The following is a 14409-nucleotide window of genomic DNA, read 5'->3' as shown; positions in this document are numbered from 1 at the left end:
CAACAGCGGGCGTGCCATGCCCCGGGCGGGCCGCGCCCTGCCCCGCGCGGGCTATGCCCTGCCCTGGGCGCTGGTCACGCCGGCGCTCGGCTGGACGCTGCTGTTCTTCGTGCTGCCGTTCGTCGCCATGGGGTTTTCCAGCCTGACGGCGCATGACGGCGGCGGCCTTACGCTCGCCAACTACAGCCAGTTCTTCACCAATCCGGCCTATTGGCAGGCGATGGTGAACTCGCTGCAGGTCACCGTGATCGTCACAGTGATTTCGGTGCTGCTCGCCTACCCTTTCGCCTGGATCCTGGCCGAACAGGTGCCGGAACGCTGGCAGCGGCTGGCGCTGATGCTGGCGGTGCTGCCGTTCTGGACCTCCTATGTCGTGCGCTCCTATTCCTGGCTGCTGGTGCTGGCGCAGAACGGCGTGATCAACCGCGCGCTGACCGGCTCCGGCCTGTTCAGCGAGCCGCTGCAGCTCGCCAACACGCGGCTGGCCACGGTCATCGGCTTCGTGCATTTCTTCGTCATGCTTTTGACGCTGACGATCTTCGCCAATCTCAAGCAGCTCAGCCCGAGCTACCGCAAGGCAGCCGCCGATCTCGGCGCCGGGCCGGTCCGCACGTTCCTGCATGTCGTCCTGCCGCTGACCTTGCCCGGCATCATGGTCGGCACCTTCCTCACCTTCGTACTGTGCATCGGCGACTACATCACGCCGCAGATCCTCGGCGGCAACAACGAGCTTTTGATGCCGCAGCTGGTGATGATGCAGATCGGCCGGCGCGGCGATTTTCCGCTCGCCTCGGCGCTGTCGATCATCCTGATGGCGGTCGTCACCATCGCCTATCTCGCCTGCGCCCGCTGGCTCAAGATCGAGCGGGCCTGACCGTGCGCGCCCTTGTCCGCATCGTCTCCTGGTTTTACGCCGTCGCCATCTATGGCTTCATCTTCCTGCCGGTGGTCGTGCTGGTGCTGTTTTCGCTGCAGGCGACGTCGTTTCCGATCCCGCCATTCACCGGACCGTCGCTGCGCTGGTACGACGCCGTGCTCGCCGACACGCGGCTGACCTCGGCGCTGATCAATTCGCTGCTAGTCGCGGCCCTCTCCTCGGCTGCCGCCGTCACGCTCGGTTTCCTCTCTGCCTGGGGTTTTGCCCGTTTCGCGCTGCCGGGCTCGGCCCTGCTGCGCGGGCTGATCACGCTGCCGCTGACCGTGAGCTATCTCATCATCGGCATGGGGCTGCTGGTGCTGTTCAACTGGGCCGGCATACCGAAGTCGCTGCTTGCTGCCGGCATCGGCCATGTCGTGATCAACCTGCCGCTGTGCTTTGCCATCATCTACAGCCAGATGGGCGACCACCAGATCAACATCGAGCGTGCCGCGCGCGACCTCGGCGCGCCCGAATGGAAGGTGCTGCTGCTGATCACCGTGCCTGTCATGGCACCGGCGATCTTCGCTGGCTTCTTCCTGTCGATGACCTTCTCCTGGGACGAATTCGTGATCTCGTTCCTGCTGACGCGCTTCGACACGACGCTGCCGGTGGAGATCTGGAACCTGCTGCGCTCGGGCCTCAATCCCAAGACCAACGCCGTCGGCTCGCTGGTCTTCGCCGTCTCCATCGTGCTGGTGGTGTTTTTTGAACTGATGCTGTTGCGGAGGAAGCCGGCATGACCGCGCCACTGGTCGACGTCCGCGCTGTCTCGCACCGCTTCGGCCAGCACACCGTGCTGAGGAACGTGTCGCTGCAAATCGAGCCGGGCAGCTACACCATCCTGCTCGGCCCGTCCGGCTCCGGCAAGACGACGCTTTTGTCCATTCTCGGCGGCTTCGTCACGCCGAGCCAAGGCAAGGTGCTGATCCGTGGCGAGGACTGCACCGCGGTGCCGCCGGCGAAGCGGCCGACGACGACGGTGTTCCAGGACTATGCGCTGTTTCCGCACATGAGCGTCGGCAGCAATGTCGGCTTCGGCCTGCGCATGCAAGGCGTCGATGCCGCGACACGGACCGCGCGGGCGCGCGAGGCGCTGGCGCTGGTCGGGCTGGCCACCGCCTTCGACAAAAAGCCGCACCAGCTTTCCGGCGGCCAGCGGCAGCGCGTCGCGCTGGCCCGCGCCCTTGTCGTCGAACCTGCGGTGCTGCTGCTCGACGAACCGCTCGGCGCGCTCGACCTAAAATTGCGCCGGCAGATGCAGGACGAGTTGAAAGCGATCCAGAAACGCGTCGGCACCGCCTTCATCCATGTCACCCACGATCAGGAAGAGGCAATGGCACTGGCCGACCATTGCGTGGTGATGAATGACGGGCGCATCGAGGACGAAGGTCCGCCGGAGCGCGTCTATGCGCGGCCGGCGACGCGCTTTTCCGCAACGTTCATGGGTGAGAGCACGCTGATATCGGGAACGGTGACGGCGGCGAAGGACGGAACAATCACTGTCGCGACCCAGGTCGGACCGCTTTCGCTGCCCGGTACAGTGCCGGCCGGAACGACTGTCGCCCTCGCCGTCCGTCCGGAGCACCTTGTCCTCGGCGCAACCGGCGGCGCGGTAAGGCTCGGCTCGGCCAAGGTGAGCGACGTGGTGTTTCAGGGCAGCTTCAAGCGCGTGCTTGCTGTCTCCGAGAAAGACCCGGCGCTGCACTTCATCGCCAGGGTTCCCGCTGCTGCGGTCGTCCAGCCGGGCGACATCTCTGCGGTTTCGTGCGACGCTGGCGATGTCATTCTTCTGGCGGGCTGAGCCATGGGCACGCTTCCGGTCATCGACGCTGCGAATTGGTATGAAGCCATCCGTATGGGCGATGGCGTGACGCTGATCCACGAGCCGTGGATCAAGCCGTTCTTCCGCTGCAACATCTGGCATGTGCGAGGCCGCGATCGCGATCTTCTGTTCGACACCGGCCTCGGCCATTTCAGCCTGCGGCGCCACGTCCCGCTGGTGACGGAGCGAAAACTCGTTTGCGTGGCCAGCCACACGCATTTCGACCATATCGGCTGCCATCACGAATTCCCGGACCGTTGCGTGCATGCGGCCGAAGCAGAAATCCTCGCCGACCCGCGCAATGAATGGACGGTCGCCGACCGCTACGCGACCGACGCCATGTTCGACGGAATGCCGCAGGGCTGGGATGCCACGCGCTACCGGATCCAGCCGGCGCCGGCCGATCGTTTGCTTGGAGAAGGCGATTTCGTCGATCTCGGCGACCGTGCCTTCGAGGTGATCCACACGCCGGGCCATTCACCCGGTGGCATAGCGCTCTACGAGAGGAAGACCGGCATCCTGCTTTCCGGCGACATCGTTTATGACGGCCCGCTGATCGACGATGTCTATCATTCCGCTGTCGACGACTATGTCGAGACGCTGCTGCGGATGCGCGAGCTCGATGTTGCGGTCGTGCATGGCGGCCACTTCCCGAGCTTTGGCAAGGTGCGCTACCGCCAGCTTATCGACGAGTATCTCGCACAAAAGCGGCAGGCCGGCTGCCACCTGCTGCAGGCGCGATAAGCACCGGCCTCTGGATCGCGGGAAGTGCCTGGCGAATTACAACGCCCGTTGCGGGCACGGCGTGCCGGCGGCATCGCCGCAGCGTGAAGCCGTGGGTTGGGGTCGCAAACTCGTCTGTTCCGACTGGCGCACCAGTTGGGCAAAGGCAAGCGCAAAGCTTCCCAGCATCAGGACGATGACAATCAGGCGTGTTACCGGCAATAAATCGGTCCGACTAGCTGGCCCCCACGCCGCCCATCCACTGCCGGCTAACATGGTCGATCCGGCTTTACGAGAGTTTAATTCCCGTCTTAACCATCACATTCGCTTGTCACTCGACACGATGCGCGAGCAGCAGGCCGGCGGCTCCTCCCGGCGCTGTGTCAAGCGGCGCCAGATGTCTCGCTTTGCAGATTTGCCCGCCCATGCTAACCCGGCGCTGGCGCGGCCCAAGCAACCGGTCGCCACCGACCGGTCGCCATCAACACTCGCCATTGGGGAGCCATGAACAAAGCCGCCAGCCGCTTCGCCTTCGTCTCGTCCGACACCGCCGACGCCAAGGCGGCGCTGGAGAGCCTTTCGGCGCGCTATGGCCAGGCGTCCATCGAGAATGCAGAGATCGTCGTCGCGCTGGGCGGCGACGGCTTCCTGTTGCAGACCTTGCGCGACACGATGAGCACGGGAAAAAAGGTCTACGGCATGAACCGTGGCACCATCGGCTTCCTGATGAACGAATATCGCGCCAGCGGTTTGACCGGGCGCATCGCCGCGGCCGTTGCCGAAACGATCCGTCCGCTGGAGATGCAGGCGGTCACGGCTGAGGGCGAAACGATCTCGGCGCTGGCGATCAACGAGGTCGCGCTGTGGCGCCAGTCCTACCAGACGGCCAAGATCCGTATCACCGTGGACGGGCAAGTGCGGCTGGAGGAATTGAACTGCGACGGTGTGATGGTCGCGACGCCGGCCGGCTCGACCGCCTACAACCTTTCCGCGCATGGACCGATCCTGCCGCTCGACGCGCCGCTGCTGGCGCTGACCCCGGTCAGCCCGTTCCGCCCGCGCCGCTGGCGCGGCGCGCTGCTCTCCAATAAGTCGACCGTTCGCTTCGACATCCTGGAGGCGGAAAAGCGGCCGGTGAACGCCGCCGCCGACCACACCGAGGTGAAGGCCGTAACCTCGGTTACGGTGCAGGAATCGCCCACGGTAACAGCGACGCTGCTGTTCGATCCGAGCCACTCGTGGAACGAGCGCATTCTCGCCGAACAGTTCCGCTATTGAGCCGGCGCAGCGACAGCAGATCGATTAAGCATCGCGATTAAGGTTACGACTTCACAATCGTGCCGTCCCCCGCCTGTTTGTGTTGACAAATCGTGGGCTTGCGCCTACCTGCAATACCAATCTTGCAGGCGCGCGGCGCTTGCCGCGACCGCTTGCGTTGCGCCCCCGAACCAGCCAAAGACAGCCAAACTTGTCCTCAGACACCCAGATCGCTCAAGACGTGTTGACCTTCGCAGACCTCGGCCTGTCGCCGAAGGTCCTTTCCGCAGTCACCGACGCCGGTTACACCGAACCGACTCCGATCCAGGCCGGCGCAATTCCGCACGCCTTGCTCGGCAAGGATATTTTGGGCATCGCCCAGACCGGCACCGGCAAGACGGCCTCGTTCGTGCTGCCGATGCTGACCCGCCTCGAAAAAGGCCGGGCGCGCGCGCGCATGCCACGCACGCTGATCCTTGAGCCAACGCGCGAGCTTGCCGCGCAGGTTGAAGAGAACTTCATCAGATACGGCAAGAACCACAAGCTCAACATCGCGCTGCTGATCGGCGGCGTATCCTTCGACGAGCAGGACAAGAAGCTGGAGCGCGGCGCCGACGTGCTGATCGCGACGCCAGGCCGCCTGCTCGATCATCGCGAGCGCGGAAAACTCCTGCTCAACGGCGTCGAGATCCTGGTCATCGATGAGGCCGACCGCATGCTCGACATGGGCTTCATCCCCGACATCGAGCGCATCTGCGAGATGATCCCGTTCACCAGGCAGACGCTGTTCTTCTCGGCGACGATGCCGCCTGAGATCACCAAGCTCACCGAGAAATTCCTGCACGCGCCGGTGCGCGTCGAGGTCTCGAAGGCCGCGTCCGCCGCGACCAACATCATCCAGCGGTTGGTGAAATCCGGCTCGAAACCCTGGGACAAGCGCGAGACGCTGCGCAATCTGATAAAGGCCGAGGATGCGGAGCTGAAGAACGCCATCATCTTCTGCAACCGCAAGATCGAGGTCTCGGAGCTTTTCCGCTCGCTGCTGAAACATGATTTCGACGCCGGCGCGCTGCATGGCGACATGGACCAGCGCGCGCGCATGCAGATGCTGGCCAATTTCCGTGACGGCAAGCTGCGCTATCTCGTTGCGTCGGACGTCGCGGCGCGCGGCCTCGACATCCCCGATGTCAGTCACGTCTTCAATTACGACGTGCCGATCCACGCCGAGGACTATGTCCACCGCATCGGCCGCACCGGCCGCGCCGGCCGCTCGGGCAAATCCTTCACCATCGCCACCAAGTCCGACACCAAATACATCGACGCGATCGAACGGCTGATCGGCAACAAGATCGAGTGGCATGACGGCGATCTGTCGACAGTCGTCGCCAGCGAGAGCGGGGACGACGATGCTCCCCGCCGTGGCCGCGGCGCGCCCCGCCGCGCCGGCCGCAAGGACGATGGCAAGGAGAGGGGCGAACGCAGGCCACGCGAACGCCACGCCAAGCAAAGCGAAGCTGCAGCACCGGATGCGGCGCGCGAGGAACAGCCGGTGGCAGCCGAGCCCGCGGCCGCCGATGCCGGTGAGCGGCGCGCGCGCAAGGAAGCGATCCGCTCGGAAAACACCGAGCGCCACACTTCACCCGAACGCCAAGCTTCACCCGAACGCCAATCTTCCCCCGATCGCAAGGCTTCGCCCGATCGCCATCGCAACGAACAGCGCGCGCCGGAACGTGGCGACACCAGGCCGCAGCGCGACGGCAATCGCCCGGCCCGCCATCGCCAGGAAGACAACGATGGGACCGTCGGATTCGGTGACGACATGCCCGCGTTCATGCGCATCGTCGCCAAGGGCTGATCACAGCAGAAATTGGGCTGATCACAGCAGAAATTCTCAAAGACCAGCAAAAACGGCCCCTTGCGGGGCCGTTTTCATGTGCAAAGCCGTCTTCTTGCGTGTCTTGCTCAGGTGAGCGGTGAGAGCTGGATCTCGACGCGGCGGTTCTGGGCGCGGCCGGCGGCCGACGCGTTGGAGGCGATCGGACGCGTCTTGCCGAAGCCGGTGACGGCGAAGCGGCGGGTATCGACGCCCTGCCCGGACAGATAATTGGCGACCGCCAGCGCGCGGCGCTGCGACAGGTCGAAATTGTGTTCGTCGCCACCGGTCGAGTCGGTGTGGCCGAACACGTCGACGGTGGTCTGGCGGAACTTGTTCAGCACGAGTGCGACCGAATTCAGCACTTGATAGAAGCCGGGCTTCACCGCGTCCTGGTCGACGTTGAAGGTGATGTCGGACGGCATGTTGAGGATGATCTGGTCGCCGCTGCGGGTGACGCTGACGCCGGAACCCTGAAGCTGCCGGCGCAGTTCGGCCTCGTTCTGGTCCATCGTGGCGCCGATGGCGCCCCCAGCGAGAGCGCCGACGCCAGCGCCGATCAGCGCATTGCGGCGATCGTTGCCGCCGGCAAGCAGGCCAAGTCCCGCACCCGCCAGCGCGCCGATGCCGGCGCCGGCCGCAGTGTTGGAAACTTTCTGTTGTCCGGTATACGGATCGGTGGTGGTGCAGGCACTCACGAGCACAGCCGTCGCCACTGCGACGAGCACAGTCTTTTTCATCAGGTAGTCCCTCTCCAGTCCGCGGTCCCACCAGTGGCGCGCCGCATCCCTTGTGCGTCCAAGTGGACGCACGTCGCTTTATGCTTGTAACATGAAATGCGGCGAAAAATGGAAGGGGAAAAGCGGCTGGCCACGGCTTTTCCCGGTCAATTCAACCGCCGCTATTTGCGCAATTCCGATCGGCTGGCAGAGACTGTCGGCTACCAGAGATTCTTGCCGTCGATGACGACGACCTCGACCTGATCGAGGTCGAAATCGTCGAACAGGCGCGAATTCACGCTGATTTTCGGATTGTCGAAATCCGGCTTGCCGGTCGACCAGTCCGGCGTTTCGGTGAAGGTGCCGCAGCCGCAGGTGGCGCAGAAACCATGTTTTACCGTTTTCGAGCCCCATTGATAGAAAGAGACATTCTTGAGCGGGCTGGTGAGCTTAAATTGCGACGGGACGTAATAGGCCCACAACGAGCCGCGTTTCGAGCAGAAGGAGCAGGTGCATTGCGTCACGGTTAGCGGCGCTTCCGAAACCTCGAACGTCGTCGCCCTGCAGTGGCAGCTTGCCTTTATGGTCATGACGCCTCCCTCGCGATTGCTTCGCGCCAGCGCGGTAAGGCAACATAAAGAGGCGCCGTTGACAACCGTCTGTCAGCAGACTCGGCTTACCTGCGTCGGACGCGTGGCGCGCTTCACTCTTTTTGATGCATGTCGTATCCCAAAACCGCTGCGCACCCTCGGGTCAGGCCATGGCCCGCTTGGCGCAAGCTTTTGGGGGCAAGCCTTTGGGCGACATGCATCAAAACGACGACGGTGGCACGAACAGGCAGATGGTCTTTCCGTCATTGGCGCCGGCGACCGAACACCAGTGATATTCGCCGTCGGGCGAATTCTTGATCCGTGCATCGCTGTAGCCCACGACCTCGCCTGTTCCCTTGATGACATAGCCCTCCGGACGCTCGCTGATCGACGTCTGCGAGACCGCGCGGCAATCATAGCCGGAGCAACAGGAGAATGGGTAACTCCAGCCTTGCGGCTTCGCTGCAGTCGGCGTGGCGTCGTGGGCCAAAGCCGGCGCTGCGAATACAATGGTGGCGGCCGTCAGAACCACCACCGCAATGATCGAATTCAGGAGGCGGCGCGCCGTCTTGACGGCAGAGGCCAGTCGGGTTGTGGAAGCAGGCATGGGCGCAATTCCTATCACCGAGTTATCAAGCGTTTCGCTTGCCCGTTCTTGGAACGTATCTTCCCAGTGGCCGGCTCGTCAGGTCGCAGATACGCCGCGTCCGGCCATAAATGCTTTTTCCCCCAACGTTCGGATGCTGGCCTGATTCCTTTGCTGGCGCAAGAAATTGCTGTGCAATCGAGCGCCGACATCTGCAGCCGGAACCAGCCTGCCGGGGCTGACGAGAGTGACTTCATCAACCCCGGCAGTGGGATCGCGCGGATAACGAGATTGAACTCGCGGTGGTTCCGGGCCAGGCGACGGCAGGCCTGCAACAATGAACCCGGAGGTAGAAGTAATTGTCGAAAATTCGATGAAAAAACAAAGCCATAAAGCAGCCGCTCAATTACAGTGAAGAGCCTGTTACTCTAGCGTGATGTTCCTGCTGCTTGGGGCTTAGAAGCTTCAGTCGATATCGGCCACCACTTCGCCGGCGCCGCCCTCGATGCGCTGCGACAGCGAGGCCTCCATGAAATCGTCGAGGTCGCCGTCCAGCACGCTCGACGGGCTTGTGCTCTCGACGCCCGTGCGCAGATCCTTCACCAACTGATAGGGCTGCAGAACGTAGGATCGGATCTGATGGCCCCAGCCGATATCGCTCTTCGACGCTTCGGTGGCGTTGGCCACCGCCTCGCGCTTCTTCAGTTCTTCCTCGTAGAGCCGCGAACGCAGCATCTCCCAGGCCTTCGCCTTGTTCTTGTGCTGGGAGCGCTCAGCCTGGCAGGCGACCGCGATGCCGGTGGCGAGATGGGTGATGCGGACCGCTGAATCGGTCGTGTTGACGTGCTGGCCGCCCGATCCGGACGAACGATAGGTGTCGATGCGGACATCCGATTCGGAAACGTCAATCTCGATCGTATCGTCGATCACGGGATAGACCCAGACGCTGGCGAAGGAGGTGTGACGGCGCGCATTGCTGTCATAGGGCGAAATACGCACCAGACGGTGAACGCCGGATTCCGTCTTCAGCCAACCATAGGCGTTGTGGCCCTTGATCAGCAGCGTGGCGGACTTGATGCCGGCCTCTTCGCCGTCATGCACTTCCAGCACCTCGACCCTGAAGCGGCGCCGCTCGGCCCAACGCGTGTACATGCGCAGGAGCATCGAGGCCCAGTCCTGGCTTTCGGTGCCGCCGGCGCCGGCATGGATTTCGAGATAGCTGTCGTTGGCGTCGGCCTCGCCCGAAAGCAGCGTCTCGATCTGGCGGGCCTTTGCTTCGCCGCGCATCGAGCGGATCGCCGCTTCCGCCTCGGCGACGACACCCTCATCGCCCTCTTCCTCGCCAAGCTCGATCAAGCCGATATTGTCTTCCAGCGCCTGGGTGAGGCCTTTGACTGCGGCGATGCCTTCCTCGAGGCCCTGGCGCTCACGCATCAGCTTCTGCGCCTCCAGCGGTTCGTTCCAGAGGCTCGAATCCTCGGCACGCACATTCAGGTATTCAAGCCGCTTTATGGCTTGATCCCAGTCAAAGATGCCTCCTCAGCAGGGTTATCGCCTGCCTGATTTCGTCGACAATATTCTGCGTTTCCGCGCGCATGGCTGGCCGTTCTGTCCTGTGCTGAAATGGTGCCCTGTCGCTTGAGCAGAGCTTGGGTTGGCGCGATACATAGGGACGGCACCGCCGCCTGTAAAGCGAAATGGGCCGGCTCGAAAACCGGCCCAAATACCCTATCCTATGTCAGTAGAGCCCGCCGCCGCCGGACTGGATGGCCTGGTTGGCCTGTGGCGACAGCGCGCCGCCGGAGGCGTTGGAGCCGTCCTCACCCATGCCGATCACCCAATAGCTGTCGGCGGGGCCGGTGCCCGGCTTGAAGGCTTCGATAAAGGCGCCGGCGTCGTCCGGGTTGGCCCGCATGCCGGTTTTGCGATTGATGGCGATCAGTTTCATGCCTTCGGGAACCTGGAAATCGACATTGGGCGTGCCGTCCAGCGCCACGCGCATGAAGTCCTTGAAGATCGGCGCAGCAAGGCCGCCGCCGGTCGCGCCCTTGCCAAGACCTTTGGGCTGATCATAGCCCATATAAAGGCCGACAACGAGGTTGGGCGTATAGCCGATGAACCAGGTATCCTTCTCGTCGTTTGTCGTTCCAGTCTTGCCGGCGATGTGGCGGCCGAGTTCGGCAACGGTAGCGCCGGTACCGCGCTCGACGACGCCCTCCATCATCGAAGTGATCTGATAGGCGGTCATCGGATCGAGCACCTGCTCGGAATTGTCGACCAGTTCCGGCTCAGGCTGGTTCTGCCATTCAGCCGCATTGCAATTTTTGCAGCCGCGTTCGTCCTGCCTGTAGACCGTCTTGCCGTAGCGGTCCTGGATCCGGTCGATCAGCGTCGGCTTGATCGACTTGCCGCCGTTGGCCATGATCGAATAGGCCGATACCATGCGCATCACGGTCGTCTCGCCCGACCCCAGCGCCATCGGCAGATACGGCGCCAGTCGGTCATAGACGCCGAAGCGCTCGGCATATTCGGCGACCAGTTTCATGCCCATGTCGTTGGCCAGGCGCACCGTCATCAGATTGCGCGACCTCTCGATACCGGACCGCAAGGTCGCCGGGCCCGCAGTCCTTCCATCGTAGTTTTTCGGCGTCCAGGTCGTGTTGCCGCTCTTGATGGTGATCGGGCCATCCATGATCACCGAAGCCGGCGTATAGCCATTGTCGAGAGCGGCCGCATAGACGATCGGCTTGAACGACGAACCCGGCTGGCGCATGGCCTGCGTGGTACGGTTGAATTCGGATAGCGAATAGGAGAACCCGCCGACCATGGCCAGAACGCGCCCGGTATGCGGATCCATGGCGATCAGGCCGCCCTCCACTTCGGGGGCCTGGCGCAAGATATAGGCCCCATCCGTGTCTTCTTTCTTCTGCACGAAGATGACGTCGCCAGGCTTCAGCACGTCCGCCGGCGATTTGGCCTTGACGGTCTTGCCGCCGACCACATGACGCATGGCGAAGCTCATATCCTCGCGGCTGACGGTGCCTTCGACGCGATCCTTGACAAGTTCGCCCGAGATCTGCCGGGTCGGCCGAAGGCCGATCGACAGACCGCTCTCCGAGCTGTCGAGCACGACAGCGAGCGACCATTCGGGCACGTCGTCCAGTCCCTTGACTTCGCTCAAAGGCACGCCCCAGTCGCCGGACGGGTCGATGGTCTTCACCGGCCCACGATAGCCGCGCAGCGTATCGAACTTCATCAGGCCGTTCTGCATGGCTTTGCGGGCGATGAGCTGCATCTTGGGATCGAGCGTCGTACGGACGGACAGGCCGCCCTCGTAGAGCGCATTCTCGCCGTAGCGCGCGCTGATCTGGCGACGCACCTCCTCGGTGAAATATTCGCCGGCGAACAGATAGGTGCCGGAGCGGCGTGGCTTGACGCCGAGCGGCTCGGCCTTGGCCTTGGCGCCTTCCTCTTGCGTGACGTAGCCGTTGCCGACCATCTGGTCGATCACCCAGTTGCGGCGCTCGATGGCGCGGTCGGCATATTTGAAGGGGTGATAGTTGGAGGGGCCCTTTGGCAAAGCCGCCAGATAGGCCGTCTCCGCCACGGTGAGTTCATTCACCGCCTTGTCGAAATAGGTGAGCGCTGCGCCGGCGACGCCATAAGCGCCGAGCCCGAAGAAAATCTCGTTAAGGTAGAGCTCGAGGATGCGGTCCTTCGAATAGGCCTGCTCGATGCGGAAGGCGAGGATCATCTCCTTGATCTTGCGCTCGTAGGTCTGGTCCGAGGACAACAGGAAGTTTTTCGCCACCTGCTGGGTGATCGTCGAGGCGCCGACCTGGCGCTTGCCCGAGCCAGCATTCTGCAGATTGACCATGACTGCGCGGCCAAGGCCGGTCATATCGATGCCGGGGTGATTGTAGAAGTTCTTGTCCTCGGCAGACAGGAAGGCCGCCTTGACACGATCCGGCACCGCCTGGATCGGCAAATACAGGCGCCGCTCGCGCGCATATTCGGCCATCAGCGCACCGTCGGACGCATGGATGCGGGTCGTCACCGGCGGTTCATACTTGGCCAGGACCTCGTAATCGGGCAAATCCTTCGACAAATGGCTGATATAGATCGCCACTCCGGCCGCGACCAAAAGGGCCAGCGCGGTGCCGATGCCGAAGAAATAGCCAATAAGACGAATCATGCCCGCTCCAGTCCTTGGTTCGGGAATTGCCTAAACGAAGCCGCCTTTCGCGCAAGCTTTCGAGACGATCCCGACCGGTAATCGAAAATCCATGTCGCCACCATGTGGGCAAAATGCGGCAGCCTGGAATTTCGGCTTCGAATGGCGAAAATATAAGTGCAAAGTGTTGTCGTCGTGCAACGCTGCCTCTGGTTGTGGCGAGGACTGGCATCTCAGCCTCCGGTTCCGGCTCCGGCCTTGGCTGAAGCGAACAGGGCGATGGCATTGGTTATGCTCTGGGCCGCCTTGCTGCGCCAATCGGCGCTGAGCAGTTGCGCCTCGTCCTTGGCGTTCGACAGATAGCCGAGTTCGACCAGCACGGAGGGGACATCCGGCGCCTTCAACACCTTGAAGCTGGCCGAACGCTGGGGATTGTTGATGAGGCCGACGCTGGTGGAAAGCTGGCCGACCAGCGTTTGGGCGAAACTCATCGAGAAACTGTGCGTCTCGCGGCGAATCAGGTCGATCAGGATGTCGGTTACTTCCTTGTTGTCGTCCTTGATTTCCATGCCGGCGAATTGGTCGGAAAGGTTTTCACGGTCGGCGAGCGCCTGCGCTTCGGGATCGGAAGCCTTGTCGGAGACGGTGTAGACGGTCGCGCCGCGGAGGCCCTTGACCCTGATCGTGTCGGCGTGGATCGAAATGAGCAGATCGGCCTCGTGCTGGCGGGCAATGCGCACGCGGTCGTCCAGCCGCAGGAATTGGTCCGTCTCGCGCGTCATGAACACGTCGTATTTGCCGACTGCGGCGAGTTTGTCCCGCAATTCGGTGGCGAAAGCGAGCGTGACGTTCTTCTCGACGGTGCCGTTCATGCCCTCGGCGCCGCCGTCGATGCCGCCATGGCCTGGATCGATGACGACGGTGAAGCGATGGCCTGGATTGGAGACAGGGCCGGTGCCGACCCTGCCGCCCTTGTCGGAGGAGACCGTCGAGCCGGTGGTCAACGCCTGATTGGCAAGAGCGGCGTCGAACTCCCGCACGGACGCCGCCGACATGTCGATGGCGATGCGGTAGCCGTTGCCGTCATCGTTCTTGAGCACGTCGAACCTGTCGACGGCGAACGGACCCTTGCCGGTGAGAATCAGCCGCGACACGCCCTCGCCGAGATCGCCGTAGCGCACGCTCCTGACCAGGCCGCGCGCCTTCACGTCCTTGGCATTGATGGCGAATCTCGTGCTTGGCAGGTCGACGACCAGACGGTGGGGGCCGCGCAGCAGGAACCATTTGACGTCGGGCTCACGATCGAAATTCATGACGATGCGCATCTTGGTGGCGTCACCGGCCATTTTGTAGCTCGTCACTGCCAGCGGCACGTCGGCGGCAAAGGAAACTGGCGAAAGAGCCAGGCAAACGACAACCAGCAACAGCAGACAAGCAGCGCGGAAGAAGTGGGCAGCGCGGAAGCGGGCACCTCGCAAGTGGGCAGCGCGGAAGTAGGCGGCGTAGAAAAAAATGCCTCCGGCGCGACCACTCATGTGCGTGAAGACTGCCAGTGCCATCTCTTCCAGTCGCTCCGGTTTGGCGTGAGGCGCCCGATCCTGTTGTCGGCCAATCTTGCTTGTCGGAGTGTCGTCGTCTTGTCGAAACGCTGGTCAGGCCGCGAACTCGATTAACGGTTGGTAACCAGAGAAGGTTAACCAAGCCTTTTCACGCAACGCTTAAAGCCGTGCTTCCGTTGCGGAACTG

At 63.0% G+C, this 14409-nt stretch carries 12 protein-coding genes; 6 read left to right on the top strand and 6 right to left on the bottom strand.

Going from position 1 to position 14409, the window contains the following annotated elements; all coding sequences use genetic code 11:
- Window positions 1–16: 16 nt before the first annotated feature.
- The 6 genes from AC0L2R_RS02210 to AC0L2R_RS02185 all read left to right on the top strand — a co-directional run bounded on the left by AC0L2R_RS02210 (window position 17) and on the right by AC0L2R_RS02185 (window position 6576).
- Window positions 17–874 carry an ABC transporter permease gene (locus AC0L2R_RS02210; RefSeq protein ID WP_473507737.1) on the top strand — a complete coding sequence of 286 codons (858 nt, stop codon included), beginning with the start codon at window positions 17–19 and terminating at the stop codon, window positions 872–874.
- 2 nt (window positions 875–876) lie between these two features.
- Window positions 877–1659, top strand: coding sequence for an ABC transporter permease (locus AC0L2R_RS02205; RefSeq protein WP_473507594.1), 783 nt, complete (start codon window positions 877–879; stop codon window positions 1657–1659).
- Window positions 1656–2720, top strand: a complete 1065-nt coding sequence (locus tag AC0L2R_RS02200) for an ABC transporter ATP-binding protein (protein WP_473507593.1) — start codon at window positions 1656–1658, stop codon at window positions 2718–2720. Before AC0L2R_RS02205 ends, AC0L2R_RS02200 begins: the two co-directional genes overlap by 4 nt.
- Window positions 2721–2723: 3 nt before the next feature.
- On the top strand, window positions 2724–3485 hold the full coding sequence (locus AC0L2R_RS02195; protein ID WP_473507592.1) for an MBL fold metallo-hydrolase: 762 nt from the start codon (window positions 2724–2726) through the stop codon (window positions 3483–3485).
- Between the two features lie 483 nt (window positions 3486–3968).
- Window positions 3969–4742 carry an NAD kinase gene (locus AC0L2R_RS02190; protein ID WP_473507591.1) on the top strand — a complete coding sequence of 258 codons (774 nt, stop codon included), beginning with the start codon at window positions 3969–3971 and terminating at the stop codon, window positions 4740–4742.
- A gap of 190 nt (window positions 4743–4932) precedes the next feature.
- Window positions 4933–6576 (top strand): DEAD/DEAH box helicase, encoded by a 1644-nt coding sequence (locus AC0L2R_RS02185; RefSeq protein ID WP_473507590.1) that lies wholly within the window; start codon window positions 4933–4935, stop codon window positions 6574–6576.
- A 107-nt stretch (window positions 6577–6683) separates the two neighbouring features.
- Here AC0L2R_RS02185 and AC0L2R_RS02180 read toward each other — a convergent pair whose 3' ends face one another.
- The 6 genes from AC0L2R_RS02180 to AC0L2R_RS02155 all read right to left on the bottom strand — a co-directional run bounded on the left by AC0L2R_RS02180 (window position 6684) and on the right by AC0L2R_RS02155 (window position 14222).
- Complete coding sequence (locus AC0L2R_RS02180) at window positions 6684–7334, bottom strand: YiaD family glycine zipper/OmpA-like lipoprotein (RefSeq protein WP_031254560.1); 651 nt, start codon at window positions 7332–7334, stop codon at window positions 6684–6686.
- A gap of 200 nt (window positions 7335–7534) precedes the next feature.
- Window positions 7535–7903 (bottom strand): GFA family protein, encoded by a 369-nt coding sequence (locus AC0L2R_RS02175; RefSeq protein ID WP_128182295.1) that lies wholly within the window; start codon window positions 7901–7903, stop codon window positions 7535–7537.
- A 220-nt stretch (window positions 7904–8123) separates the two neighbouring features.
- Window positions 8124–8510: a hypothetical protein gene (locus tag AC0L2R_RS02170; protein WP_023798148.1), complete on the bottom strand. Its 387-nt coding sequence runs from the start codon at window positions 8508–8510 to the stop codon at window positions 8124–8126.
- A 444-nt stretch (window positions 8511–8954) separates the two neighbouring features.
- Window positions 8955–10086 (bottom strand): peptide chain release factor 2 gene (prfB, locus tag AC0L2R_RS02165; RefSeq protein WP_473507589.1). Its coding sequence is split into 2 segments (ribosomal slippage): window positions 8955–10019 and window positions 10021–10086, totalling 1131 coding nucleotides; the frame shifts between segments, so codons are not numbered across the junction.
- A 141-nt stretch (window positions 10087–10227) separates the two neighbouring features.
- A complete protein-coding gene (locus AC0L2R_RS02160; RefSeq protein WP_473507588.1) occupies window positions 10228–12684 on the bottom strand; it encodes a penicillin-binding protein 1A in 2457 nt (818 codons plus the stop codon).
- Between the two features lie 212 nt (window positions 12685–12896).
- Window positions 12897–14222 carry an N-acetylmuramoyl-L-alanine amidase gene (locus tag AC0L2R_RS02155; protein WP_473507587.1) on the bottom strand — a complete coding sequence of 442 codons (1326 nt, stop codon included), beginning with the start codon at window positions 14220–14222 and terminating at the stop codon, window positions 12897–12899.
- Between the last annotated feature and the right edge of the window lie 187 nt (window positions 14223–14409).

The sequence above is a fragment of the Mesorhizobium sp. WSM4820 genome (genome assembly GCF_055811075.1).
Note: the sequence above shows the minus strand (reverse complement) of the source record. Positions and strands in the feature narration are given on the sequence as shown.